At 42.5% G+C, this 26171-nt stretch carries 21 protein-coding genes; 16 read left to right on the forward strand and 5 right to left on the reverse strand.

Annotated elements, in window-relative coordinates; translation table 11 throughout:
* The first annotated feature begins 2 nt into the window (after positions 1-2).
* From C900_RS25055 to C900_RS25095, 9 genes are all read left to right on the forward strand, one after another.
* Entirely contained in the window at positions 3-1457 is a 1455-nt protein-coding gene (locus tag C900_RS25055; RefSeq protein ID WP_009583185.1) for a Kelch repeat-containing protein, read from the forward strand.
* An 8-nt stretch (positions 1458-1465) separates the two neighbouring features.
* Complete coding sequence (locus C900_RS25060) at positions 1466-2440, forward strand: deoxyhypusine synthase family protein (RefSeq protein WP_009583186.1); 975 nt, start codon at positions 1466-1468, stop codon at positions 2438-2440.
* Between the two features lies 1 nt (position 2441).
* Positions 2442-3986 carry a bifunctional GNAT family N-acetyltransferase/carbon-nitrogen hydrolase family protein gene (locus C900_RS25065; protein ID WP_040497537.1) on the forward strand — a complete coding sequence of 515 codons (1545 nt, stop codon included), beginning with the start codon at positions 2442-2444 and terminating at the stop codon, positions 3984-3986.
* A gap of 40 nt (positions 3987-4026) precedes the next feature.
* Positions 4027-4281, forward strand: coding sequence for a type II toxin-antitoxin system Phd/YefM family antitoxin (locus C900_RS25070; RefSeq protein WP_009583188.1), 255 nt, complete (start codon positions 4027-4029; stop codon positions 4279-4281).
* 52 nt (positions 4282-4333) lie between these two features.
* Positions 4334-6127 carry an arginine--tRNA ligase gene (argS, locus tag C900_RS25075; protein ID WP_009583189.1) on the forward strand — a complete coding sequence of 598 codons (1794 nt, stop codon included), beginning with the start codon at positions 4334-4336 and terminating at the stop codon, positions 6125-6127.
* A 2-nt stretch (positions 6128-6129) separates the two neighbouring features.
* Positions 6130-7029: a 1,4-dihydroxy-2-naphthoate polyprenyltransferase gene (locus C900_RS25080; RefSeq protein WP_009583190.1), complete on the forward strand. Its 900-nt coding sequence runs from the start codon at positions 6130-6132 to the stop codon at positions 7027-7029.
* 173 nt (positions 7030-7202) lie between these two features.
* Positions 7203-8879, forward strand: coding sequence for a tetratricopeptide repeat protein (locus C900_RS25085; RefSeq protein ID WP_009583191.1), 1677 nt, complete (start codon positions 7203-7205; stop codon positions 8877-8879).
* Between the two features lie 401 nt (positions 8880-9280).
* Positions 9281-11017 (forward strand): tetratricopeptide repeat protein, encoded by a 1737-nt coding sequence (locus C900_RS25090; RefSeq protein WP_009583192.1) that lies wholly within the window; start codon positions 9281-9283, stop codon positions 11015-11017.
* A gap of 397 nt (positions 11018-11414) precedes the next feature.
* Entirely contained in the window at positions 11415-12269 is an 855-nt protein-coding gene (locus tag C900_RS25095) for a universal stress protein (RefSeq protein WP_009583194.1), read from the forward strand.
* A 65-nt stretch (positions 12270-12334) separates the two neighbouring features.
* Here C900_RS25095 and C900_RS25100 read toward each other — a convergent pair whose 3' ends face one another.
* Positions 12335-12859: a hypothetical protein gene (locus C900_RS25100; RefSeq protein WP_009583195.1), complete on the reverse strand. Its 525-nt coding sequence runs from the start codon at positions 12857-12859 to the stop codon at positions 12335-12337.
* A 96-nt stretch (positions 12860-12955) separates the two neighbouring features.
* On the opposite strand from C900_RS25100, the gene C900_RS25105 reads away from it, so the two are divergent.
* The 3 genes from C900_RS25105 to C900_RS25120 all read left to right on the forward strand — a co-directional run bounded on the left by C900_RS25105 (position 12956) and on the right by C900_RS25120 (position 20026).
* Positions 12956-16120 (forward strand): UvrD-helicase domain-containing protein, encoded by a 3165-nt coding sequence (locus C900_RS25105; RefSeq protein ID WP_009583196.1) that lies wholly within the window; start codon positions 12956-12958, stop codon positions 16118-16120.
* A 40-nt stretch (positions 16121-16160) separates the two neighbouring features.
* Positions 16161-16547 carry an endonuclease domain-containing protein gene (locus tag C900_RS25110; protein WP_245558488.1) on the forward strand — a complete coding sequence of 129 codons (387 nt, stop codon included), beginning with the start codon at positions 16161-16163 and terminating at the stop codon, positions 16545-16547.
* A gap of 515 nt (positions 16548-17062) precedes the next feature.
* Positions 17063-20026: a PD-(D/E)XK nuclease family protein gene (locus tag C900_RS25120; RefSeq protein WP_009583199.1), complete on the forward strand. Its 2964-nt coding sequence runs from the start codon at positions 17063-17065 to the stop codon at positions 20024-20026.
* A gap of 12 nt (positions 20027-20038) precedes the next feature.
* On the opposite strand, the gene C900_RS25125 is transcribed toward C900_RS25120, so the two are convergent.
* The gene (locus C900_RS25125) at positions 20039-20458 is read right to left on the reverse strand and encodes a hypothetical protein (RefSeq protein ID WP_185114000.1); all 420 of its coding nucleotides are present in this window, start codon (positions 20456-20458) and stop codon (positions 20039-20041) included.
* Positions 20459-20507: 49 nt separating this feature from the next.
* Entirely contained in the window at positions 20508-20924 is a 417-nt protein-coding gene (locus tag C900_RS25130) for a DUF1801 domain-containing protein (RefSeq protein ID WP_009583201.1), read from the reverse strand.
* A 104-nt stretch (positions 20925-21028) separates the two neighbouring features.
* Between C900_RS25130 and C900_RS25135 the strand changes: the two genes are divergently transcribed.
* Positions 21029-21403 carry a DUF2784 domain-containing protein gene (locus tag C900_RS25135; RefSeq protein WP_009583202.1) on the forward strand — a complete coding sequence of 125 codons (375 nt, stop codon included), beginning with the start codon at positions 21029-21031 and terminating at the stop codon, positions 21401-21403.
* A gap of 156 nt (positions 21404-21559) precedes the next feature.
* Here the strand turns inward: C900_RS25135 and C900_RS25140 are convergent, their stop codons facing one another.
* Positions 21560-22525: a DMT family transporter gene (locus tag C900_RS25140; RefSeq protein ID WP_009583203.1), complete on the reverse strand. Its 966-nt coding sequence runs from the start codon at positions 22523-22525 to the stop codon at positions 21560-21562.
* 694 nt (positions 22526-23219) lie between these two features.
* On the reverse strand, positions 23220-23717 hold the full coding sequence (locus C900_RS28985; RefSeq protein WP_009583205.1) for a helix-turn-helix domain-containing protein: 498 nt from the start codon (positions 23715-23717) through the stop codon (positions 23220-23222).
* 174 nt (positions 23718-23891) lie between these two features.
* On the opposite strand from C900_RS28985, the gene C900_RS25150 reads away from it, so the two are divergent.
* The 3 genes from C900_RS25150 to C900_RS25160 all read left to right on the forward strand — a co-directional run bounded on the left by C900_RS25150 (position 23892) and on the right by C900_RS25160 (position 25429).
* Positions 23892-24170, forward strand: coding sequence for an HTH domain-containing protein (locus tag C900_RS25150; RefSeq protein ID WP_009583206.1), 279 nt, complete (start codon positions 23892-23894; stop codon positions 24168-24170).
* Between the two features lie 519 nt (positions 24171-24689).
* A complete protein-coding gene (locus tag C900_RS25155) occupies positions 24690-24995 on the forward strand; it encodes a hypothetical protein (RefSeq protein ID WP_009583207.1) in 306 nt (101 codons plus the stop codon).
* Positions 24996-25156: 161 nt separating this feature from the next.
* Entirely contained in the window at positions 25157-25429 is a 273-nt protein-coding gene (locus tag C900_RS25160; protein WP_245558489.1) for a hypothetical protein, read from the forward strand.
* Positions 25430-26171 lie beyond the last annotated feature (742 nt).

The raw sequence follows: 26171 nt of genomic DNA on the forward strand, positions 1-26171 counted from the left end.
TCATGAGTTATTTATGTAAGTTATTCTTGGTTGGGGTTCTTATAGCCTTTTGTGCAATATCTTGTAAAGATGAGGATAAAGATCCGCCAAAAGAGGCTTCGGTAACTTTATCCGCAGTTGAACAAGTGAATCTTAACTCGATAGAATTAACTGGTAGTTTCTATCCAGGTGATATGGAAGTTGATGCTTATGGTTTTCAGCTTTCCCTAGAGAGTGATTTTTCAACTATTTTAAAAAGTCTGGAATACACTGGTCTTACAGATTATAAGAACACAACCGAAACAGTTGTATTGGAATCATCAAAGGAAAATACAATTGTGTACGCAAGAGGTTTTGTTTCTGTTGATAACGAAACTATTTATTCCAACGTAGCTAATACAAATTATATAAATTCCGAATGGATATTAATAGCTGATACTCTAAGCAAAGGTGTCGCATATTCTCTTATAGGACAATCAAGTTTTGTTCCTGATCAGGGTGACGTATCAGTTACTATTGGAGATATTAATCTAAACATAGATAGTATAAGCAATTCGAATTTTTACTTCTCTATACCGGATGATTTTCCTGTTGGTCAAAATATGACTATAAGTTTGTCTGCCAATAATATTGATCAGGAGTTGAGTAAAAACGAAGTTTATATATCCAGGTGGAAGTTTGTGCCTGATGACTTCTACGACCTGTACGTGAGGAGTCAGGGATTTAAGTTAGGAGACTACGCATATTTTTTTGGCAGATCATCAGGGGATGTTGGTAAAGCTCTCAAGTTTAATTTTTCTACCGGAGAGTGGACTGATATTTCTTCCAGTTTTGATCAATCTATCATCAATCGTGAGAATGGTGTTGGTGAATCAGTGATGGGAATAGGCTTTTTAGGAGTTGGTGAGGTCAATTTAGAAAAAGCCAATGATTGTTATTTATTTAATGATAGCAACATATTATTTGAAAAAATTGATAGTCTGCCTCAACCTGGTACATCATATCCGCTGAGCTTTGCACTTAATAACAGTATTTATGTGCTTAATGCACACATTGTATATCAACTTGACCTGTCTCAGCCATTGTCTTGGAATCAACTCAATGATGCCCCCGGAAATTTCAACTTTGATGTAGCTGTTGAACACGAAGGGTTGGCTTATTGTACAAACGCTGGTATTTTATGGAAATATGATCCAAACTCTGACGTTTGGCAAGAGGAATCTTCTTTTCCTGATAATTTTTTTCCTGTAAGAGGTGTTGGATTTGCAATAAACAACAAGATATATTATGGTTTAGCACAATTTGATACAATGAATCGTATGTATTCATATGACTTGAATACCGGAGAATGGGAGCAGGAAGAAAGGCTTCATCTGAGTGGTACCTATATTAATGGGGCTTTGGCATTTATCCATGCAAACAAAGCCTATATATTTCATGAAGTAAACAATGGTTATTTTATCTACGATCCAAACTAAGACGAATAATGGCTAACAAACCAATAACAGATTTCATAGAAAAACATTATTTGCATTTTAACGCAGCGGCTCTGGTAGACGCTGCCAAAGGATATAAAAAGCACCTGGAAGAGGGGAAAAAGATGCTTATTTCTCTGGCGGGTGCTATGAGTACTGCCGAATTAGGAAAGTCCCTATCCGAGATGATCCGTCAGGATAAGGTGCAGATCATCTCCTGTACAGGGGCCAACCTGGAAGAAGATATTATGAATCTGGTGGCGCACTCGCACTATAAACGTGTGCCTAATTATCGTGACCTGACGCCCAAAGATGAATGGGAATTATTGGAGAAAGGCTGGAATCGCGTGACCGACACCTGTATTCCTGAGGAGGAAGCATTTAGGCGGATACAGAAGCATATTTTTAAGATATGGAAGGAAGCTGAGGAAAATGGTGAGCGATACTTTCCGCATGAATTCATGTTCAAGCTCCTCAACTCAGGGGTGATGGAGCAGTATTATGAGATAGACCCTAAAAATAGCTGGATGCTGGAAGCAGCCAAAAAGAACCTTCCTATGGTGGTGCCCGGCTGGGAAGATTCTACCCTGGGCAACATTTTCGCTTCTTATTGTATGAAAGGTGAACTTAAACCTTCTACTATGAAGTCAGGCATTGAATACATGACCTTTTTGGCCGACTGGTATATTAAAAACGCAGAAGATAAAGGAATCGGCTTTTTCCAGATCGGAGGAGGCATAGCTGGAGATTTTCCTATCTGTGTTGTGCCAATGCTCTATCAGGATATGGAAATGGAGGAAATCCCTTTCTGGAGCTATTTCTGCCAGATATCTGACTCCACCACCAGCTATGGCTCTTATAGCGGAGCTGTACCAAATGAAAAAATAACGTGGGGTAAATTAGACATCACTACTCCTAAATATGTTATAGAATCAGATGCTACGATTGTAGCTCCTTTGGTTTTCGGATATGTTTTAGGATGGTAAAATGTCAGATACAAATACAGATACAACGGCAAAGCATTTATTAGTCACACGTCATCTCCAGGTCGATGATTACGATCGCCTGGTGGACATCATGAAGAGGTGTTACCCGATGATGAAGGGAAACCTATGGCTGAAATCACAAATAGAAAAACTTATACGGATTTTTCCCGAAGGGCAAGTTTGTGTAGATAATCACGGTGAGGTGGTTGCCTTTGCACTTTCCATTATTGTGGATTATGCCAGGTTTGGAGATAGCCATAGCTATGAAGACATTATCGATAACTCCAATTTTGGTACACATGACCCTGACGGTGATGTGCTTTATGGCATAGATGTATGTGTAGATCCCGATTATCGCGGAATGCGACTGGGCAGACGGCTCTATGATGTTCGGAAGGAGTTATGCGAAAATCTGAACCTAAGATCTATAGTTGCCGGTGGTCGCATACCCAACTATCATAAGTATAGCGATAAGTATACCCCCAAGGAGTATATTCAGAGGGTAAAGGAAAAGGAGATCTATGATCCTGTGCTTTTCTTTCAGATGAGCAATGACTTTCATGTTAGAAAGGTGTTGAAGAATTATATTCCTTACGATAAAGCTTCGGGGTCTTATGCGGTACTTATAGAATGGAACAACATTTACTATGAAGAGAAAGAGGAGACCTTTGGTACCAAAAAGTCATCTGCACGGATCGGTGTTGTGCAGTGGCAGTTGAGAAGTGTGAGATCCGTTGAGTCTTTCTTTGAAAATGTAGAGTTCTTCGTTGATGCCGTTAGCGGCTATCAGGCTGATTTTGTTGTCTTTCCCGAGCTGTTTAATTCCCCTCTCATGTCGGAGTTTAACGAGGATGACTCGGCAAAGGCCATCAGGAAGCTGGCCCAGTATTCTGATGAGATCCGGGATAAGATGGTTAAATATGCTTTATCCTACAACATCAATATTATAGCAGGTAGTATGCCGGTGTATGAAGATGGACGCCTTTACAATGTATCATACCTGTGCCGTAGAGATGGAAGCTATGAGGCGCAATATAAAATTCATGTAACTCCGGCTGAGAGAAGCGACTGGGGGATGACCGGTGGAAATGAAGTGAAAGTATTCGAAACGGATACCGCTAAAATTGGAATATTGATCTGCTATGATTCGGAGTTTCCGGAGCTGAGCCGCATACTGGCCGACCAGGGCATGGAAATCCTGTTTGTGCCTTTTGCCACGGATATGCAGAATGGCTATAACCGCGTAAGAATATGTGCGCAAGCCAGAGCTATTGAAAATGAATGTTATGTAGCCATATCCGGTAGCGTGGGTAACTTGCCAAAAGTAAAAAATATGGATATACAGTTCGGGCAATCGGCTGTGTTTTCTCCTTCTGACTTTGCCTTTCCACAAAATGCTATTGTTGCAGAGGGGACTCCTAATACAGAAAACACCATAGTGGCAGATGTTGACCTCACCGATCTCAAATATTTGCACAACAGCGGTAGCGTGCGTAATCTGAAAGACCGGAGAACAGACCTGTACGAGATAAAGCTTAAAAAATAACAGCTTATTTCCGAATCGTTTTTATTTTTGCCTTCTTCATTTGAAGGAATTGTTTCATGCGATGGTAATAGTTAACATAGATCAGGCCAAATCTCAACTTTCAGACTTGTTGGAATTGTCTCTGGGTGGAGAAGAGGTTATTATAGCGAAAGACGACACTTCTTTGGTGATGCTACAACCTGTGCCGGGAAAGACTGGGATAAGGAGGGGAGGACAACATCGGGGTAAGGTATTGCAATCTGAAGATTGGAATTCAGCAGGTGTCAACAAAGAAATAGAAAGTACTTTCCTCTGACCAAAAAGATTCGTTTAAAAGAATACGCTGTAAAGTAATAGTTACATAAATAATGAACATAGAATCCATCTTAAAAGAAGATATTTCCAAAGCATTTAAAAGCCTTTTCGATGCGGAGCTCAACCCGGAAGACATCTCTCTGCAACCCACCCGGAAGGAGTTCGAGGGATCACATACTTTTGTCTGCTTTCCTTATGCCAGGTTGTCTAAAAAAAGTCCTGAGGAGACAGGGAATGTAATTGGCGAATATCTGAAAGAAAACTCCGAAGCAGTAGGAGGTTTTAATGTAGTCAAAGGTTTTTTGAATATTGTGCTTACCGATGCCACCTGGTTATCGGTTTTTTCCTCGATATTCAACACCCAGGATTACGGAGTACTACCTTCAAATGGCAAAGAGGTGATGGTGGAATATTCTTCGCCCAACACCAACAAGCCGCTTCACCTGGGGCATTTGAGAAATAATTTTCTGGGTTGGTCTGTGGCAGAGATCCTTAAAGCCAATGGCAATAAAGTACACAAAGTGCAGATCATCAATGACAGGGGTATTCATATCTGCAAGTCTATGATCGCCTGGCTGAAATTCGGGAACGCAGAGACCCCAGAGTCCACAGGAAAGAAAGGTGATAAGCTGGTGGGCGACTATTACGTGAAATTTGACCAGGAGTATAAGAAACAAATAGCGGAATTGATTGACGGAGGCGCCACGAAAGAGCAGGCGGAGAAAGAAGCCCCGATCATGCAGGAGGCGCAGGAGCTATTGAGAAAATGGGAGGAAAAAGATCCCGAGGTATATGCCCTTTGGCAGAAGATGAACGAGTGGGTGTACAAAGGCTTCGATGGTACTTACCGTCAGATGGGGGTAGATTTTGACAAGCTATATTATGAATCGGAAACCTATCTGTTGGGCAAAGATGAAGTGATGAAAGGCGTGGAGCAGGGGATTTTCTTCCAAAAAGAAGACGGATCGGTATGGGTGGACCTTACCGGTGAAGGATTGGATCAAAAGCTATTGCTGAGAGCGGATGGTACCTCGGTGTACATGACTCAGGACATCGGTACTGCTATATTAAGGTTCCGCGACTTCCCAAAAATTGCCAAGCAGATATACACCGTGGGCAATGAGCAGGAGTATCATTTCAAGGTGCTTTTTATCATCCTGGACAAGCTGGGTTATAAATGGGCCAAAGAGTGTTACCATCTTTCATATGGAATGGTAGACCTTCCCACAGGAAAGATGAAGTCGCGTGAAGGAACCGTTGTAGATGCCGATGACCTGATGCAGGAAATGATCGATACCGCAAGAGTGCACACCGAAGAGCTGGGGAAAATAGAAGGGTTTACAGAGCAGCAGGCTGGTGAATTATACGAAACATTGGGAATAGGAGCGTTAAAGTATTTCCTCCTTAAGGTTGACCCTAAGAAAAGGATGCTGTTCGATCCTAATGAATCTATTCAGTTTCAGGGTAATACAGGGCCTTTTATTCAATATACGCATGCCCGGATATCGGCTATTCTGCGAAAAGCGGACCAATTGGGGCTACACCCACAAACCGGGGATTTCAGCGCCCTTAGTCAGCTTCACCCTACAGAAAAGAGCGTTATCTTTCTGCTCAATGAATATGTTGATAAGGTAAAAGAAGCAGGGACTAATCACTCCCCGGATATTATAGCACAATATGTTTATGACCTGGCGAAGGAGTATAACCGCTTCTATCAAGAGGTGTCCATCTTCAATGAAGAGGATGAGCAGGCTCTTAAGTTCAGAGTAGCGTTTTCAAAGGTGGTGGCAGAAACCATAAAAAGGGCGATGGGGCTGCTGGGTATTAGCGTTCCTGAAAGAATGTAGTTATGAATATCAAAGCGTGGCTCACAGCTTTTCGATTAAGGACATTGCCATTAGCGCTCGCTAGTATTGGCATGGGAAGCTTATTGGCTGCGGCAAATGGCTTTTTCAATTGGCTGATATTCATTTTTTGTGCGCTAACTACCGTTTTGCTTCAGGTATTATCTAACCTGGCCAATGATTATGGTGACACGGTAAATGGTGCCGATGGCGCTGACAGGGAGGGGCCTGTGCGTATGGTGCAGTCCGGGCAAATTACTTTAGGAAGCATGCGCAGGGCCATTGCCATATTCATTATCCTTACCCTGGGTAGTGGTGTCTTTTTACTTTACCTGTCCTTTGGTTTTCAGCGAGAAGCATTTTTGTTCTTTTTTGTGTTGGGCATTTTGGCCATTTTTGCTGCTCTTGCCTACACAGCAGGTAGAAAGCCTTACGGATATATAGGACTGGGCGATCTGTCTGTACTGGTCTTCTTTGGTATTATTGGCGTGCTGGGGTCTTATTATCTTTATAGCCAGCAGGTGAATCTATACCTTCTTCTTCCGGCCATTAGCTGCGGCCTTTTCTCTGTTGCCGTGCTTAATATCAACAATATCAGAGATATAGAGTCTGACAGGAAGGCCGGTAAGTACTCCATACCGGTGAGAGTTGGCAGACATAAGGCAATATTGTACCACTGGGCGCTGCTCACGCTGGGTATGATCGCGGCCTTGCTGTACACCTTTCTCTTTTACGAATCGTGGACTCAACTTTTATTTTTGATTACCGTTCCTTTACTTGTGGTCAATGGAAAGGCTGTTAAGACTAAAACTACACCTGGGGCGCTTGATCCCTATTTGAAGCAAATGGCCTTGAGCACGCTGCTGTTTGTGATTTTATTTGGAGTCGGCAACCTTGTCGCCTGATCTTCCGATAAGCTGTGTAAATAGTGTCTGTAAGAAAACGCCAATGTCTGCGTTACGCTTGCCCCAAAAATGCTCTCGTACCTCAGTACGCTCCGCTTTTGGGACTTCGTCCCGCCCTTTGGCGGGAACGTTTTCTTAAAGCCACTTAGAGTTTTCTTACTAAATACTTTACTGTGAGACTTAATTTTACTGTTGCGCTTATTCTTTTACTATCTTCATTGGCTTTTAGCCAAAAGGATGTTGACAGCCTGAGATATGTATTAGATAACTACAAACAGGCAGATACGATCCGGGTAAACCTGTTAAACAGGCTTGGCTTTGAATATTGGGTGATCGATCCTGCAAAATCTGAAATTTATGGGCAGGAGGCGCTGGGCCTTGCTAAAGATTTGAATTTTAGCAATGGAAAAGCCTTTGCTAACAGGGTTATTGGCGTAGCTAATTGGGCTCGTGGCAACTACAAAAAGGCACTGGAATATTTATTTGAAGGGCTTACCCTCTATAAAAGCACTGGTGATTCTCTCGGGCAGGCGAATTGTCTGATGAATATAGGACTTGTTTTTGCCGATCAGCACAATAATGAAAAGGCGCTCAAGTATTACTTTGATGCCGTTGGAATATTTAATGAGTTGAATAAAATTGACAGAGTAGCAACTACATACAATAAAATTGCTACTATTTATCTGAGCATTGGCAAATATGATGAAGCCTATAGCTATCTGATAAAGGCGCTTGATATCCACCAGAAAAATGACTTTAGCTATGGGATATCCGAAACTAATAACAGGTTAGGGTTGCTCTTTAAAGAGCAGCAGGATTACCCACGGGCCTTCCAATATCTTATCAGGTCGTATGATTTAAGTAAACGGATCAACGACAGAGATGGGATGGCCAAAAACCTGGAAAATCTCGGGCATCTATACCTGATACAGAAGGATTATGACAGTGCTATCCTTTTTTTTGAGCGAGGCCTTGAACTGGCCACAGAGGTGGGTTTGAAAAAGTGGCTGAAGGATATTTATTATGGCATGAAACAGGTATACGAACAAAAGGGTAATTATGCTTTGGCGCTTAAATATGCCAACAGATACAATGAGATGAGAGATAGTCTTTTCAACCAGGAAATGGCTACCCATATTGCAAACATGCAAACGCAGATCGAAACCCTGGAAAAAGAGCGGGAGTTGAAATTACAGGCTAGCCAAATTCAAGTGCTTGAACAAAAAATGAGATACGATACCATGATCAAGTGGTTTCTTTTTGCAGGGGTGGTGTTCATCTTTGTTGTGGGCTACCTGATCATACGCTATCAAAGAAACAGGATAAAAACAGACAAGGAGCTATACGAGTCGCGGGAAAGGATCTCTAAAGTTGAGCTGGAAAATGCCAGGCTTAAAAGGGAGGAGTTGGAGCATGAGCTTAACTATAAGAACAAGGAGTTGACCTCCTATACAATGAATTTTATACAAAAAAATGAGGTCATACAGGAGTTGAAGGATGCCATCCAGCAATTAATGAAATCTGCCGAAACAGGAACGAGACAAGACTTAGGTAAATTGATCAGGCTAATCGACAATACTTTAGGTGTAGACAAAGACTGGGAGAACTTCAAACTTTTCTTTGAACAGGTACACCAGGATTTCTTTGACCAGCTTAAAGGCCAATACTCCGACCTGACTGGAAGTGACTTGAAGCTGTGCGCCCTCATCCGCCTCAACCTGAGTATGAAAGAGACCTCGGCATTACTGGGAATCTCTGCTGAAAGTGTGAAAACCGCTCGCTATAGGCTCAGGAAAAAATTAAATCTGGCTTCAGGAGAGAATCTTATGGATTTCTTAATGAAATTGTAGTTCGTTCACAGTTCACAGTTCTCAGTTCTCAGTTCACGGTTCACCGTTTCACAACACCAGCAACCACTAACCAGTAATCGGTACCAGCAACTAGTGACCAGCAGCCAGTTTACCCACCTCTGTTTCTCCTCCCGGGAGGAGAGTAGTTTGCGTGTATGAATCGGTGATCGATGACCAATAATCGGTAACCAGTAACCAGCAACCAGTGACCAGTGACTAGCAACCAGTAACCAGTAACCAGTGACTAGCAACCAGGTTGTTCACCTTTTGTTCACCTCCTTTTTCTTACTGTCCACCTTTTGCCCCTTTATTAATAGTGCAGTGATCTCATGATGCTGTTAAGTTTGTCGTTAGTTGCTCAAATCCGTTTTGGGCATGGTCAAAACTTAAAATTTTTTACAATGAAACGACTTTTAATTTTATTGCTTGGTGCTGTCGCGGTATTATGTGCCTGGCTATTGAATGCCTGCAATTTTCAGAAGAATTTTCAGGCACCCTTGCTGAAGGGTATGGGTGAACATGAGTTTAAGATCACTACAGGATCATTTTATGCACAGAAATTCTTTAACCAGGGATTGATCCTGGCTTACGGATTTAACCATGCTGAAGCAGCCAGGTCCTTTCGTGAAGCCATTAACCAGGATGGGGATTGTGCCATGTGCCATTGGGGGCTGGCCTATGTGCTGGGACCCAATTACAATGTTGGAATGGACGAATCGGTAAACAAAGAGGCTTATGAAGCGGCACAAAAGGCGTTGAAACTTTCGGATAATGTTACTGAAAGGGAGAAATACCTGATCAAAGCGATGGTAAGGCGTTATTCTTTGAATTTTGACGAAAGGCCTGAATTAGACAAAGCATATTCAGAAGCTATGGCCCACGTGTATGAAGCTTTCCCTGAAGACGATGATGTAGCAGCGTTATATGCAGAGTCACTCATGGACCTGCACCCGTGGGACCTATACACCAAAATAGAAGGAGAGCCCAAGTCATGGACTCCCGAGATCGTAAGCATCATAGAAAAGGCCATGGAGATTAATCCGAAAAATCCTATGCCTATTCACTTGTATATTCATGCCACCGAGGCCTCTAATACCCCGGAACGGGCACTTGAAAAAGCGCAGAAGCTGGGATCGTTAACACCAGGTGCCGGTCATTTGGTACACATGCCTTCGCACACCTACATCCGTACGGGCGACTACCATTTGGGTACGCTGGCCAATGAAAAGGCAGCCGAGGTGGATAGTCTTTATTTGCTTTCATGTCAGGTACAGGGACTCTACCCATTAGCCCTTTATCCTCATAATATACATTTTCTTACCGCATGCGCGGCCCTTGAAGGCAGTGGCGCTAAGGCTATTGAGGCTTCATTCAGCCTGGCGTCAAAAGTGGATAAAGAAGTAATGAAGCAAAAGGAGTGGTCGGGTCTGCAACACTTTACAACCATTCCGTACAATGTGCTGGTGAAGTTTGCTCAGTGGGAAAAGGTCCTGCAACTGCCCGAGCCTGAACTTCTGTACCCTAAAGCTATCTGGCATTACGCGAGGGGAATGGCCTTTTCCAATCTTGATAAGCCTGTACAGGCTAAAAGCGAACTGGAGCGGTTGGAAATAATAAGCCAAAATGATGAGTTAAAAGAAATCACCGTGTGGGATATCAACAGCGTAGATCAACTGGTGCGCATTGCTGACAACGTTTTGCAGGCCGAGATCTTAAGAAAAGCAGGGTCTTTTGGTGAAGCAGAGCAGCTATTGCTGGCTGCAGTGGCTCTTGAAGATTCTTTAAACTACCAGGAGCCTCCTGATTGGTTTTTTTCTGTGCGACATGTTTTAGGAGACCTGTACATGGAAACTCTGGCATATGAAAAAGCAGAATCGGTATATCGCGATGACCTGAGAACTTTTAAGAAAAATGGCTATGCGCTTAACGGACTGTATCACAGTCTCAATAAACAAGGCAAGGCAGACGAAGCTATAGAGGTGAAACTTCAGTTTGAAGAGGCCTGGCAATATGCTGATACTCCCTTAAAATATTCACTGGTGGATCCTGAAAAAAGAGAAGATCTGATCATTTCTATAAAAGAAGATACGCCAGACGACCTAATAACCATATCTATGAATTTTTGCGGTCTGCGTTAAGTAAATAGTAATGTTTTAGCTTTGGTTTCAGGTTGACCGCCCGGTTGTCACATGATGATCGGGCGGTTCTTTTTTTACCCGCAAAATTGATTATATTGTGGATGAATGACAAAAATCAGGTTTATAGATAACTTTTGTTCTTCATAATCCTTAGATAGAAAACTGATATTTATGATATTTATAAGACCTAATAACCATGAAATGATATAACCATGCCAGACAGCGATCGAGAGGGACCCCCGATAGTGATGCGGTTGGCAAAAGCGGTTTGCAAACAAAAAGAATTATGAGTTCTTAGTCGTAAGTATTGGTAGAAGAAAGGCAATGCGAACGACAAAAAATGAGATACTCTGGTCTCAATACTCAATACTAATATCTCAATACTAAATACATACCCATGAAAAAAATACTTGTTCCAACCGATTTTTCCGATCAGGCAAGCTATGCACTTGAAGTGGCTTACCACATCGCTAAAAGAGCCCAGTCTCAACTGATATTACTACATGTAGTGGAGGATACTAATGTGGCTTCGATGCACTATACAGGAGAGATTGATATGCCACATATGGAAGACAGGCTGTTTATGATGAAGTTAATTGAGAAAGGTAAGAAGGACCTGGCTGACCTGTCTTCGAACAGCCAATATGCCGACATCATTGTGGAGCAACAATTAAGGATTGGCAGCCCCTATCATAACATCAGAGACATTATACAAGAACATGATGTAGACCTGGTGGTGATGGGTACAAAAGGAAGCAGCGGACTGGAAGAATTTCTAATTGGGTCAAATGCTGAAAAGGTTGTAAGGCATGCAAAATGCCCTGTGCTGACCATCCATAAGAAGGCTGAAAGCTTCGATTTCAAAGATATCGTTTATGCCACTGCCCTGGAAGATGAAGAGGAGCAATGTGTGAACATTGTGAAGTCTTTTCAGAGCTTATACGGTTCTACTTTACACCTCCTTCGCGTAAACACACCGAATAACTTTCAGTCTGACAAGACCGCCCGCCCTGAGCTGGAAGCTTTTGCAAAGCGGTGCAACCTTCAGAATTATAAGATCCATATCTACAATGAGGGTTCAGAAGAGGAGGGAATCATCTACTTTGCTGAGAGCGTTAATGCCGATCTGATAGCCATGGCTACTCATGGTAGAACCGGCCTGGCGCACCTGCTAACAGGAAGTATAGCTGAAGATGTAGTTAACCACACCAAGCGGCCGGTGCTTACTTACGTTATAGGAAAGAACAAATAGCAACTGTAGTTCAGCCGTATTTAAAGCTTGAAAGCTTTTGGAAGCTTTAAATATGGCTGTTTAGTTTACTTCATCAGTGACCCTTTTACTTTACCTTCTATGGTGATTTTCAGGTCAAAATCTGCAGGCTTATCGTCCAAAGCTGCTGTAACATTCAGGGTGGTCTTATTGTTTTTTGTAAATTCACCAGCAATTGCTGTCTGCACATTGTCGTCTATCTGAACTTCTATCGGTCCTTTGTTATTATAGCTGGCAAAGTCAATGTTTTCTATTCCCCTTTCCAGATTAGTGCCCTCTATGGAGAAGGTAAGTTTGCTAATCTCAGTTGCCAGGCCGGTGTAGTTGCTAATAGCGATGGTAAGTTTTGTAATCTCGTAATTGTCAATTTTAAGATTAGCTACGGCCGCTGAAGCATCAAAAGTAAAGCTTTCGCTATACTCAAGTGGGTCCGTTTCGCCTACGGTAATGTGCGCTTCTTCTGTGAGTGAGGTCGTAATGGTCGTTGTTACCAGGTCCTCTACGTCATCCGAGCTGCATGCTGTTGTAATGAGCAGAGCAGCCGCTGCAAAAGATTTTAAAATACTCTTCATGTCAATGTTAATAAGTTCACCACTAATATACTACAATTCAAGAAAAAGTGCTTCCCGTATTTTATTGTAGTTTCATTAGGTTATTTTTACAAACGCATGTCTCAGGAAAATTTCATTATCTACAGATCTTCCGCAGGTTCGGGAAAGACTTACACACTTACCAAGGAATACCTGAAGCTGGCGCTAAAACGACCTAAATATTACCGTCATATACTGGCAGTAACATTCACCAATAAGGCCATGCAGGAGATGAAAAACAGGATCATCCAAAAGCTGGATGAATTCGGACAGGGCGAGTTTGATGAGATGGCCGGTGAACTGATGTCATACTCAGGGTTGGAACCCGCTGATTTTGAGAGCAGGTGCCGAAATCTCCTTACCGAGATTCTGCATGGATATTCCCATTTTTCGGTAAGCACCATTGATACTTTCTTTCAAAAAGTGATCAGGAGCTTTGCCAAGGAGCTGGGGCTGGCAGGTAGCTACCGCCTTGAGTTGGATTATGATCTGATATTGATCCAGATAGTCGATGACCTTTTGCTTGAGGTTACTGACAACAAGCAAATAAGAAACTGGCTGATCAGGTTTGCGAGAGAAAACCTGCAGGAAGGTAATAATTGGGATGTAAGGAAAAATATTCGGCAACTGGCGCAGGAGATATTTGCCGAAAACTTCAAAAGCATAGAGGATGAAATAGCCGCCCAGGAGAAAAGCCTTACCAAGCAGTTGAAGAAGGAAATGGATGAGATCATATATTCCTTCGAGGGCAAAATGGATAATATAGGACGTCAGGGTTTCGAATTATTGGAAAAATATGGCCTTGAAATAGGCGATTTCTTTAGAGGAGCCAAAGGGGTGATGTTCCACCTGTGTAAAATACGATCTGACAGGAAGGAGTATACTGCTACTCCTACATTGATTTCCGCCCTGGATGGTACTGGCAACTGGTACTCTAAAACATCAAAAAAAGCGCAGGCAATAGATACAGCCCTGCAAGGCGGACTTGAAAACCTGCTGGCAGAGTCAGTGGAGTATTGTGATAAGCATTTCAAAATTTATACTACCGCACTACAGATCAAAAAGTTCATCTATGGCTATGGCTTGCTGGCAGACCTGACCAGGAAGCTGCGGGACTATAAAAAGGAGAACGATGTAATGCTGATCTCGGATGCTACCAGGTTTCTGAAGGAGTTGATCCGGGATTCGGATACCCCTTTTGTTTATGAAAAAGTTGGTTCATTTTATAACCACTACCTGATAGATGAGTTTCAGGATACTTCCGGTTTTCAATGGGATAGCTTCAGGCCTTTGGTGGAAGACAGCCTGGCCCAGGGGTACAAAAACCTGGTGGTAGGGGACATCAAGCAGTCGATCTATCGATGGCGGGGTGGCGATTGGGACCTGTTACTCAATAAGATAGAGAATGATATTGGCCGGGAGCGTACAAAAAATGAGGCGCTGGATACAAATTTCCGTAGCGAAGCTAATATAATACAATTTAACAACAGTCTTTTCAAGCTTATTCCCAGTGCGATGATGCGTGAAGGAGGCTCTGTGCAGGCTAAGGAGTGGCAGATCCTGAGGGAGGTGTATGAAGATACCTATCAAAAGATATCAGAAAGGAAACTTGTCAATCCTTCCGGGTATGTGAACATCACTTTTCTAAAAGATGAAGATAGCTCAAGCTGGAAGGAGCAGGTATCCGAACGATTGCCCGTGCTTATCGAGGAACTGCAAGATAAAGGGGTGCCACTGAAAGATATTGCAATTCTTGTAAGACGTAATAGGGAAGGTAAAGATGTGGCAGACTATCTCACTGCTTACCAACAATCAGGGAGCAGTAAGGCGGGTTACAGGTATGATGTCGTTTCCAATGAATCCCTGTTCCTGTCGGCATCACCGGCTGTCAGAATTATTATTGCAACACTAAAACACCTGCACGATAAGAAGGATAAAGTAGTTATTGCAGAGCTGGTTTATGAGTATCAAAAGGCTATAAAGAAAACGGAAACAGCTCCCAGTCAGCTTTTCCAAAGTGTAAGTATTAACGACTACAAAAAGTACCTCCCGGCTCCATTTTTTGACGAGCAATATAGACTGCTGTACCTGCCTTTTTATGAACTTGTAGAAACGATCATTTATATTTTCGAGGTCAACAGCCTGGCCGGACAGTATGCATACCTTCAGACTTTTCAGGACCTGGTGCTAAAATTCTCTCAGAATGAAAAAGGAGATATCGATTCGTTCCTGGAGTGGTGGGAAGAGCGGGCTTCAAAGGAAAGTATTAAGGTAGCGGATGATCTGGATGCCATGCGGATACTCACCATTCACAAGGCGAAAGGCCTGGAGTATAAGTCTGTATTAGTGCCGTTCTGTGATTGGGAAATTGACCACCAGCGCTCCCCGATTTTGTGGAGCAAGACGGATAAAAAGCCTTTTGATGTAGGGCATTTGCCTTTAAAATATAAGAAAGACCTTGCAGACACCTACTACGAAGCTACCTACGAAGATGAGAAGATCAAGGCACATCTTGATAACCTGAATCTGCTGTATGTTGTGTTTACCCGTGCCATACATAACCTGTGGGTGTTTGCTCCGGATCATAAAAAGTGCATTGCTAAGGTATTGAGGTCTGCCCTCGATGACAGTGATTTTGAATTATTTGAATATTGGAACAGCCAGAAAAATCTGTTTGAATATGGAGAAAGGAATTTTCAGATAGCAGCGGAGCAGGCCAGACAAATATCGGGGATAGAGCTAAAGGAGTACCGGCACTTCAACTGGAGAAACAGGATAACTGTCAAAAAATCTGGTGAGGGCTTTGCCGGCAGTGAAACCAGAAGCAAGATCAACTACGGCATTTTGATACACAGGCTGCTTTCAAAGATAGTTACCCTAAAAGACAGAAAACAGGCGATGGAGGCCTTGTATTATGAAGAAGGCTTGAACCAGGATCAGAAAATAGAGATCGAGACTTTGATCAGTGAATTGCTTGCCAACCAGGATGCCAAAGCGTGGTTTGAGGACGGCTGGACAGTGCTCAATGAAATGCCCATACTCACCCCGACCGATGAATATCGCCCTGATAGAGTGCTCATCAGGGAAGGAGAGGCCGTGATCATCGATTATAAAACAGGAAGAGAAAAAAGTGTGGATACAAAGCAGATGGAGCATTATAAGCAGTTGCTATTGGAAATGGGGTATACAAAGACAGAAGGTTATTTGTGGTATTTAGGGGAAAACAGGGTGGCGAGGGTTTAACTCTCCCCTGGCCCCCCTCTAAAAATTAGAGAGGGGAAAAGTGGAATACACATTACGTTACAATTTCATGACTTGGAATGAAATAAAAATACTGGCGAGAGAATTACGCAAAAATCAGACTCCTGCGGAGGCGGATCTTTGGAGGGTTTTACGAAATCGTAAAAGGATGAAAATGAAATTTTTACGTCAGCATCCGCTTTCCTACGAGCAGCACGGAAGACGCTCTTTCTTTATAGCTGATTTTTATTGTCATGAAGCATCTTTAGTTATAGAGGTAGATGGGAAAATACACGATTTACAGCGAGACTATGATGAGCAGCGAGATTTAATTCTGAAAGCGAAGAATTTAAAAGTTGTAAGAGTAAAAAACTCCGAAGTAGAAGAGAACTTTAACTCAGTAATAGAAAAGATAATAGCATATTTATAACCCAATTAAACCCCTCTCTAAATTTTAGAGAGGGGAAGTTCAAATTGAAAATTTGAACAGGGGAGAGTTTAATCATAAAACATCCCTACAGGAAATAGCGGAGCAATTGGGGATTCAGTAATAAATATAACTGTGATAAATTGGTCTATTTTGAGGTTTACTCGACCGCAGAAGACGCGTTAAAACGTGAAAAACAAATCAAGAGATATAGGCGACAGTGGAAGGAAAATCTGATTAATTCTGTTAATCCGCAATGGCGTGATCTATATGACGATTTTAAGGAGCAAAACATTGATAAAAAGTAATAGAATAGAAGAAAGCACTAGTCCCCGGACCTGTTCCGGGGCCCCGAACTTAGGAAAGGAAAGCTTTGGAAGACCTTCGAGTTTGAATGATCGCAGCGGCTATTTGCTCCGATCTTCCGGATCCCGGCACAAGGCTGGGAATGAGAGGTTCGCTCTAGAAAGTTATCCCGGGTCCGTCCATGTGTTCAAAATACCCCAATCAGTTTAACCATGAAAACATTCCTACAGGAAATAGCGGAGCAACTGGTAAAGGACCACGGCAATAAGCTGGGGGATGTTACGGTAATATTTCCTAACCGTAGAGCCGGTTTGTTCTTTCGTGAGTATATAAAGCAGCAACTCACAGGGCCGGTATGGTCGCCCCGGATACTTTCTTTTCAGGATTTTATTGCACAACAATCGCCTTCTCAAATTGCTGATAAGCTTTTCCTGGTATATCGTCTTTTTGAGGTTTATGCTCAGGTAATGAAGACTACCGAGGGCTTTGATAGGTTCTATTACTGGGGGCAGATGCTGCTCAAGGATTTTGACGACCTGGATAAGTACCTTGTCAACGCTGAAAATCTGTACTCTAACCTCAGCAGACAAAAGCAACTTGATCTGACCTTTGATTTTTTGCTTCCGGAGCAAAAGGAGGTGATACAGCGGTTTTGGCAAGGATTTGACCAGAGCAAATCAGCACAAAAGGAACGGTTCGAATTCGTCTGGGACAGGTTGTTTAAAGTGTATACTCAGTTTCAAAGGTCATTAAAAAACGATGGGCTTGCCTATGAAGGCATGCAATACCGTTTTGTAGCGGAGAACCTGGATAAAATACCTTTTAAAGATATCACCGGCCCTGTGATATTTGCCGGGTTCAATGCGCTGACCCTTACCGAGGAAAAGATAATTAGCTGGTTTATCACCAATAAGCAGGCTCGTATTATTTGGGATTTAGACGAATACTACCTTTCAGACTCTCACCAGGAGGCAGGGAATTTTCTAAGAGAGTACAGGGCGAAGCAGGTATTTACATCATCATTCGGGAAGGAGTATCCCTCCATGATTCGCAGTGGCGATAAGGAGGTAAATATTGTCGGTGTTCCCCAGCATGTTGGCCAGGCCAAGGTGGTAGGGCAGATGCTTGGACAACTGCTACGGGAGAAACCTGATCTGGACCTCCGAAAGATTGCGGTAGTACTGGCTGATGAGACTTTGCTTTTCCCGGTACTGCATTCCCTTCCTGATGAGGTGACGGCCATAAATGTGACCATGGGCTTTCCCCTGGCTTATGCACCGGTCAACAGCCTGATAGAGCATATTCTCGATCTACAACGTACTATTCGCAAAGACCCGGAAGAGCATATTCTGTTCAACTTTAAGCCTGCCCTCGCCATTTTCAGACATCCATTGATCATGCCTCACAACCCAACTGGCATGCAGCGACTGATCGAGGACATCGAGCGAAATAACAAAGTTTTTTTAACCACTTCCGACCTGATCGATGAGCAGATTATCAGGCTGATCTTCCAGCAGGCAGCCGATGATCTTATCCGCTACCTTTCGGATATTTTGCTTGCCCTGCATCAGTTATCGGCCAGTGAAGAGGTGAGTGTGGAGGTGGAATACATTCATCATTACTACCAGATACTGAACCGGTATGCCGCGCTGTTATCTGCTGTTGATCAAAAAACAGATCTCAAATCTTTCAGTCAGCTCTTCAAACAACTGGTGCGAACAGAAAGGCTGCCTTTTACCGGAGAGCCGCTACGGGGACTGCAGATCATGGGGGTGCTGGAGACGAGGAACCTGGATTTTGAGCATGTTTTTGTGCTTAGCATGAATGAGGACTTCTTTCCCTCGCAAGGGGGCAAGCATTCGTTCATACCCTATAATTTGCGCAAGGCATACGGCCTGCCTAATTACGATCAGCAAGATGCCATCTATGCTTATCTGTTTTATAGGTTATTGCAGCGACCAAAGCACATCGAACTCTTTTATAACACCGAGGGGAATGACCTTGGCGGAGAAGAGATGAGCAGGTATCTACAGCAGTTGATACATGAATCAGGGTTGCCTATTAAAACCCATGTGCTGTCTAACTATGCGGAGGTAGATGACAAGATCGACATTGTCATAAAAAAAGACGCGCTTGTGATGCAAAGTTTGCACCGGTATGTCAAAAATGATACCCCGGCCACCAAAAGGTTGTCCCCCTCTGCATTAAGTACGTACCTGGATTGTAGCCTGAAATTTTACCTGCGCTATGTCGCTGACCTTTATGAAAAGGATGATATGGACGAAGATGTTGATGCCCGCTCGTTAGGTAATGTCCTTCACTATGCTATGGAGGTGTTGTATGAAGATTATATTAATGAAAAAGGACAGGCTACTATTGATAAAGATGATGTTAAAAAGCTAAGGAAAAGAATAGAAGTGGCCGCGGTGAAGGCTTTCAGAAAGCAATTCGCAGTGAGTGACGACAGAAAGTTTTATTTTGAAGGAAAGAACATCATCGCAAAAGAAATTGTAAAGGACTTTATAAAGAGTATCCTGGATCTCGATGAGCAGTACGCCCCGTTTGACTTCGTAGGCGCTGAGAAAAAATACGAACTCGACCTACCTATACCCGCGCCCGGAACACAGAGCAGCGAACCAAAAACACAGAACAGTGAACTGAGAACAGAGAACAGTGAACTGAGAACAGAGAACAGTGAACTGAGAACTCAGAACAGTGAACTGAGAACTCAGAACAGTGAACTCATTATCGGTTTACGTGGTACTATCGACCGTCTGGACAAAAAGGATGGACGAGTGAGGCTGATAGACTACAAAACAGGTCAGGATAAGCACCTTTTTGAAAACATGGAAGAGCTGTTCGATCGCAAGAAGAAAAACAAGGCAGCATTTCAGACATTTTATTATGCATTACTATATCAATATGAAAAGCAGCCTGATGAAGTGATGATACCTGCAGTTTTTAATAAAGATACCCTTTTTATGGGTGAAGATGTATTGCTTCAGCACCGGGGTACGGGAAAAGTGGAAAATGCTGCTTTGTATCTCAATAAATACACCACCCTGCTAAAAGAGCTGTTATCAGAGATCTTTAATCCTCAGGTGCCTTTCGGACAGACGGATGACGAGTCTAAGTGCAGGTTTTGTGCATATGCCGGTATTTGTGATCGGAGTTGATCAATTTTAGGTTTAACGAAAGTATTTTTTTACATCTTTTTTGTTTAAATACCATGTCAACAATATGGCAGGAGCAGACCAGAATATGCCTATAATATAAGGCCATAGATCAACCACATCTGATTCACCCGCCAAGTCAAAGCTAATCAGGACCATAAGTACCCAGGTCACAATTACTAGTACGATAGCGCTGATGATAACCAGCAAACGTGCCCAATTTCTATATTTCGAAGTAAAAATCCCGCCAATGAGCAGCGATAGCCCTATGATCAGGGAAAAAATAGCAATGCTATTAAAATGTCTGTAGAAAGGATTTTCCATGGGAGGAGGCGCCCCAGGCTGTTCAATGCCTGAAATTGATAAATTAATAAGCAGGCCCAAAGTGGCGCCAAACACGACAAACCCGGCAAAAGCTGCAATTACTACTCCCATGGTACGGATAGTATATGGCCTGTGAACGTTCATAGCGACTTACCTGTAATCATCGATACTTTTCTTTAATGTATTTTGTTGATTGTTCAATTAGCTGCCGGAGAATGTTTTCATCAATGTCATCCAATTTTTTGACGTACAGGCACGACTTTCCGGTTTTATACTTCCCCAGCTTTTGCATGAGCACATCATACTGGCTAAATCCTGCCATTATATATAGTGTGAGCGCTTGCTTTCTGGGGGAAAAGCCTGTTACAAACCAATCTCCCTCTCGGCCGCTTGCATATTTATAGTGATAGCTGCCAAAGCCGACAATAGTTGGTCCCCACATTTTTGGTTCAGACTTGGTGATCTCCTTCATTATAGCCAGCACTCTATGCGCATCCTCCCGTTTTTTATCATCTTTGAGACCAGCCAGAAAGCTCACAACACTGTCATCGGTGACTTTTGTTTTTAGTTCAGCCATAAATTTGGTCAGGTTAGTAGCTACATTTATCTTCAGTCAAGATAAAAATTAATATTAATTAAAACACGTTTATGACGGTAAGCTTATTTCCTTTAATTTAAGATATGATCTGGTTGAAAGCCGCTGATATCGTACTTACGGTCCTGCATATAGGGCTCACCCTCTTTAATCTTACTGGTTGGGCTTTCAACAGGTTAAAGCGTATACACCTGGTTACTATCCTGCTTACCCTGGGGTCATGGGTGATCCTCGGCTTCTTTTACGGGTTTGGCTATTGTTTCCTCACCGATTGGCACTGGGATGTAAAAGAAGAGCTGGGGGAGGAAGGGATCCCCAATTCATTCATTAAGTATTACCTTGACATTCTTTTCAATGCCGATATTCCGGCAGATACAGTCGATGTCATTGCCATAATCGGCCTCGTATTCGCGCTGGCGATGACTGTTATTAAAAACCGGGACCTTATATACAGGAAATGACCATAAGGATACCAACCTCGATAGTGATATAGTGATGGGGACAGGCCGAAGATCAAAAGCATTTCGGACAGTTTTCTATGCTTGGGTGCCGAATGAACTACAACATGTAAGGTATGTGACCATTGAAAATTAAATTACATACACATAAAAAACAAATCACGGGTTTTTTGCAGTGCTTTTATATGAGCGTGTACTTTCTATGATTACGGTAGCCAGTATGAGCGCTCCACCCAAAACAGTACGCCATTGCGGAATTTCGTTGAGGAAGATAAAACCTATTATGATGCCATAGATAGGTTGGCTGCTACTGATAATACTTGCTGTTGTTACTGAAAAGTGTTTCAATCCCACCACAAAAAGTGTATGCCCAATAGCGGTAGTGATCAGTGCAAGAGTGACGACTGCAGGCCACTGTCTTGTAATATCCAGGGAATCGAAAATAAAGAGTACCGGCCAGAGCAACAAAGTGACGATCGCCAACTGATAAAACATTAACACAGAACCATTATACCGGGATACTTTTTTCTTTAACAGGAGATTTCTTAAAGCATAGAGCAGTGATGAGAGTAAGCCAAATGCAATACCCCGTGTATGGCTGTTCGACAGGTCAAGGTCAGGAGCCAGCAGGTAAATGCCAATGAGCGCCAGGATGCCGAGCCATAGATGAGTTGGGTGAAATTTGGTCTTTAACAACATCGGCTCAAGTAGAGCAGTAAAAACCGGGTAGGTAAACAAGGAAAGCATGCCGATGGCAACATTTGACAGGTGTAGGGCATAGAAATAGGTGATCCAATGGCCACCAAGTAAAATTGAAGCAACAATAAAAGCCTTTCCATCTATCGAAAGATTGACTGAGAGGTCTACCTTTCGCCAACGGCAAAATACCCAAAGGAAGATGGCTGCCAAAATACATCGCCACCAGATGGTAACGGGTGGAGCCATATCTATAAACCGGCCAAGGGCCCCCGAGGTACTCATTAAGAGCATAGCCAGGTTCAGGTCCAGGATGTGTTTGAAGTGATTTTCTTTCAAAAGGATATCTGCATTTAGCTGTTGAAACCCAAAAATATAATGATAATTTCTTCTGACAAAACGGGCACCCTTTCGTGGTTCAACTACCATTGGTTATCTTTGCTGGCTGCTGGCTGCTGGCTGCTGGTCGTTGGTCGTGAATTCGTAGCACTACTCTTGCGCTTTTGAAGATAGTGGTGCCACAAGTACAGACAAACAGTGAACTAAGAACTAAGAACTGAGAACTGAGAACTAAGAACTGAGAACTAAGAACTGAGAACTGAGAACTGAGAACTGAGAACTGAGATTGTTAGTCTCAATACTCAATACTAATATCTCATACTATATATGAAAGAATGTCCTTCGTGTGCAATGGAGATCGATGCTAAGAGCAAGGAGTGCCCGATTTGTGGCTACGAGTTTCCCGGCTTTAGCCGGGGCATTCAGTGGGTGGCGATTTTGTTGATCATTTTAATTCTGTTGTTTTTTATTTTGTAGAGTATCGATGAGAAACGCGAAATCGATATAAAATCCAGCATCTTGCCGTCATCCTGTAGGAGAATAACAACTCTCAGTTGATTTTGTGGATAATGACATTACGTCATCATTAACCACCGAGGAGTAACAGAATCATAAACCACCACGTCATCCTGGAATTTTCTCAGTTACTCACCGGAAATTTCAGAATGAGGCTGTAATTTGTTCTGGAGTGGGTTGTTTTGAAAGCTGTAATAGTTGACTTTCTAAGACGCTATCACTACGAGTCTATGAGGCAGGCTGATCTAAAAAAAAGCAGACCATGTAATTAAAACAGTTGTTTCCCCCCGGCCAGACTACGTATCAGATCAGTTGCAAATTTAAGCTTGGCCTCTGCTTGATTATTTTCAAGGTAAGCGACCTCTAGATCATCAATGATAGACATGCAGGTGTTCAGCAGCTTTTCACAAGTCTCTATATCTCCATCAGAAACCAATTGGCGGTAGGCATTTAAGACGCTGCGGTAGTCCTTTACTTTGTTCAGGTGCTCATTTGCGGTCTTATAAGATACGCCAGGCTCTTCTACCGAAATTGAACTGCCACTTTCTACTGCCTCCGGATCATCTGCAAAAAAGTATTCCACCGGAACTTGCAACACCTGGCTTATTTTTACCAGTAAGTCCACTTTTGGATACCCCTTTCCCGTTTCGTAGACGGAAATTGTACGCACATTGACCCCTATTTTTTCCGCCAGAGCTTCTTGTCCTATACGAGCTTTTTCACGGAAATATTTAAAATTTCTTGCAAAAATTGACTTTATTGTCAAAATATGATTATTTTAGCATTACAACAAGGATAAAAAGATCATCAACACGAAAAACTTCGTATTGGAACATTTAAAGATATAAAAAAGAATGAAAAGGAAGAATATTTGGCATTTGATCCGCATTGAAATTACAGGAAAAGAAAATCAGAGTAATTCAATAACAGTGAGCTGTTAATGAGATTGGATGATATAATCATCAGGTGGATGAAAATATTATCATTGGTTAATCTGCAAAATACGGGTAAACCAAAGTTGCTCGCAAAGCGCCTGGGAGTATCAGTAAGAACATTGAATCGCGATATAGATTTAATCAACAAGCTGATAGATTCAAATCTTTTTGAGTCGGTAAATGCTCCTATTGTATTCGACAAAATTAAAGATACCTACAAGTTCAGAGATAGAAAGTTTAATCAGCGGTGGGATAAATCCGGTGATGAAAACGGGTATCCTTGAAACGGAAATTTGAATATTACTTTGCCTTTGAAGTACGACTGAATGTTTTAAAATAACCCTTAGGCGGGTTTTAGGTTGAAATAGCTGTAGGGGAGGTGCGAATTGTATCTCCCCATGCAGCAAGCAACACATGAATAGTTGGCAGTAGGCAAAAACAGTTGGCAAAACGAAGTGTGTCATAGTCGGGCGTATTCGACGACACTTCGGACTTTCCGACTTCGGTCTTCGGTCTTCTCAATACTCAATACTGATATAGTCGTGAGTAGCTAGTCTTGAGTCTTGAGTGAAGAGTGGTAAAATGGACGACAAAATAACAACATAATGAGGTTTCAATGCTAAATATCTGCACATGAAATGACTGGAAAGCTAAAAGCCATACGAGGATGGAGATGAATAGCCGGCAGTAGGCAAACGAAATGTATTATAGTCGGGCGTATTTGGCGATACTTCGGACTTCCGACTTCGGTCTTCGGATTTCTCAATACTCAATACTGATATCTCAAAACTAAATATCTGCATATGAAAACACAATGGGAAAGTTCAAGAGCAAACTACAACCTGCTCTTAAAAAGCCTCGACACATTAATAGAGGAAACCAACAATATATTAGCTCACTATCAACAGGCTAATGTTGACTTTGCTTATCAGTTGTATGGAGATGACTTGATACCACTACTCAAAAAAGTGGAGTGCCACGAGTTTTATGAGGCCGAATTCAGAAGAATTCATAGCCAGTTTCAGGACCATCTGCAGGATTTGGTTGTTTTGAGGGATAAAGTACATATAATGGCTATCCAGGACATTGTTAATTACCCGCTTAATTAGTTTTTGTAAGAAAACTCTAAGTGGCTTTAAGAAAACTTTCCCGCCAAAGGGCGGGACGAAGTTCAGTAACAGTTGTCGTACAGTTGCCGGGATGAGCACTTTTTGGGCAAGCGCAACTCAGACATTGGCGTTTTCTTAGAGACAATATTTAGATTATGATTATGGTGAAGATCTACGATTATACCCGGGTAATGAAAAGTACCTATTTTATACAGGAAGGCTGGCGAGTGGTGCTTGTAGACCTGGATCAGAGGATAATACAGGTATCGAGGTGTAGCCTCAGTCTTTTTTTCCTGGTGTCGCGGTATCAGTGTGTTCACGTTTCGGAGAACTCACGGCTATATGCCAAGGTCTTAAAGAAATACCATGATATGCTGGCCGACTTGGTGCTTCCTAACAAGCTAAAGGAAGGCCCCCTGTTTTCGGAGCCTTAATTAGTGTCTGTAAGAAAACTCTAAGTGGCTTTAAGGAGACGTCAAGGTCAAGGCTTGCAAAGTCCCCAAAAAGCAGTAGTCCCGTACAGTTGTTACAGTTGTCGGGAAGAGCATTTTTGGGACAAGCGTAACGCAAACATGGGCGTTTTCTTACAGACACTAAGTACTCATGACTATTTTTTGACAACTGCCAATTATTCATCCATGGCTTGCTCCGATTCCCTATCGGGGCCTGTTCCGACCATTATATCACTATCGGGATATAATTTAGAAGTCTGCAATTGAATGTTCACGCCATAAAAACAATATTTTTTTAATATGTACTAGTATTGTCCGGGTGCCTTTTTTTGGTATTTGCCCGCTTAGCTATTGATTTACTATATGTTTTGTCTGGCGTTTGGCATGGCTTAATTCTAAATCAATGGGGGAATGACTACTGCCGATCAGGTCTATAGAGCTATTTGTTTACTGTGCCAGGCATCTCTGAAGATACCGGAGAAAATGGAAGCAGCCCCTGGCTGAGACACTCCGGTATCAAGCGTATTACCTGATTTGATCAAACCATAAACAAAACCAACTATGAAAATAATCAAAGCATTGATGCTACTCGTTATGCTGTGGACATCAGCACTTACCCGCCATACCATAGCTCAGAATATAGCGCAAAACAAACCCATCCTCACCAGCAGTAATTACAACAGCGCCTATGACGGCAGCAAAGCCGTAGATGGCAATACAGGAA

Source organism: Fulvivirga imtechensis AK7 (assembly GCF_000331535.1).
Taxonomy (GTDB): Bacteria; Bacteroidota; Bacteroidia; order Cytophagales; family Cyclobacteriaceae; genus Fulvivirga; species Fulvivirga imtechensis.

Excerpts from the sequence above, each read along its gene's own strand:
- C900_RS25065 (WP_040497537.1), top strand. The coding sequence starts at position 2,442 with ATGTCAGATACAAATACAGATACAACGGCAAAGCATTTATTAGTCACA.
- C900_RS25125 (WP_185114000.1), bottom strand. The coding sequence starts at position 20,458 with ATGGGAGTAGTAATTGCAGCTTTTGCCGGGTTTGTCGTGTTTGGCGCC.
- C900_RS25120 (WP_009583199.1), top strand. The coding sequence starts at position 17,063 with ATGAAAACATTCCTACAGGAAATAGCGGAGCAACTGGTAAAGGACCAC.
- C900_RS25105 (WP_009583196.1), top strand. The coding sequence starts at position 12,956 with ATGTCTCAGGAAAATTTCATTATCTACAGATCTTCCGCAGGTTCGGGA.
- C900_RS25155 (WP_009583207.1), top strand. The coding sequence starts at position 24,690 with ATGAAAACACAATGGGAAAGTTCAAGAGCAAACTACAACCTGCTCTTA.
- C900_RS25055 (WP_009583185.1), top strand. The coding sequence starts at position 3 with ATGAGTTATTTATGTAAGTTATTCTTGGTTGGGGTTCTTATAGCCTTT.
- C900_RS25130 (WP_009583201.1), bottom strand. The coding sequence starts at position 20,924 with ATGGCTGAACTAAAAACAAAAGTCACCGATGACAGTGTTGTGAGCTTT.
- C900_RS25080 (WP_009583190.1), top strand. The coding sequence starts at position 6,130 with ATGAATATCAAAGCGTGGCTCACAGCTTTTCGATTAAGGACATTGCCA.
- C900_RS25160 (WP_245558489.1), top strand. The coding sequence starts at position 25,157 with ATGGTGAAGATCTACGATTATACCCGGGTAATGAAAAGTACCTATTTT.
- C900_RS25060 (WP_009583186.1), top strand. The coding sequence starts at position 1,466 with ATGGCTAACAAACCAATAACAGATTTCATAGAAAAACATTATTTGCAT.
- C900_RS25095 (WP_009583194.1), top strand. The coding sequence starts at position 11,415 with ATGAAAAAAATACTTGTTCCAACCGATTTTTCCGATCAGGCAAGCTAT.
- argS (WP_009583189.1), top strand. The coding sequence starts at position 4,334 with ATGAACATAGAATCCATCTTAAAAGAAGATATTTCCAAAGCATTTAAA.
- C900_RS25135 (WP_009583202.1), top strand. The coding sequence starts at position 21,029 with ATGATCTGGTTGAAAGCCGCTGATATCGTACTTACGGTCCTGCATATA.
- C900_RS25140 (WP_009583203.1), bottom strand. The coding sequence starts at position 22,525 with ATGGTAGTTGAACCACGAAAGGGTGCCCGTTTTGTCAGAAGAAATTAT.
- C900_RS25100 (WP_009583195.1), bottom strand. The coding sequence starts at position 12,859 with ATGAAGAGTATTTTAAAATCTTTTGCAGCGGCTGCTCTGCTCATTACA.
- C900_RS25150 (WP_009583206.1), top strand. The coding sequence starts at position 23,892 with ATGAGATTGGATGATATAATCATCAGGTGGATGAAAATATTATCATTG.
- C900_RS25090 (WP_009583192.1), top strand. The coding sequence starts at position 9,281 with ATGAAACGACTTTTAATTTTATTGCTTGGTGCTGTCGCGGTATTATGT.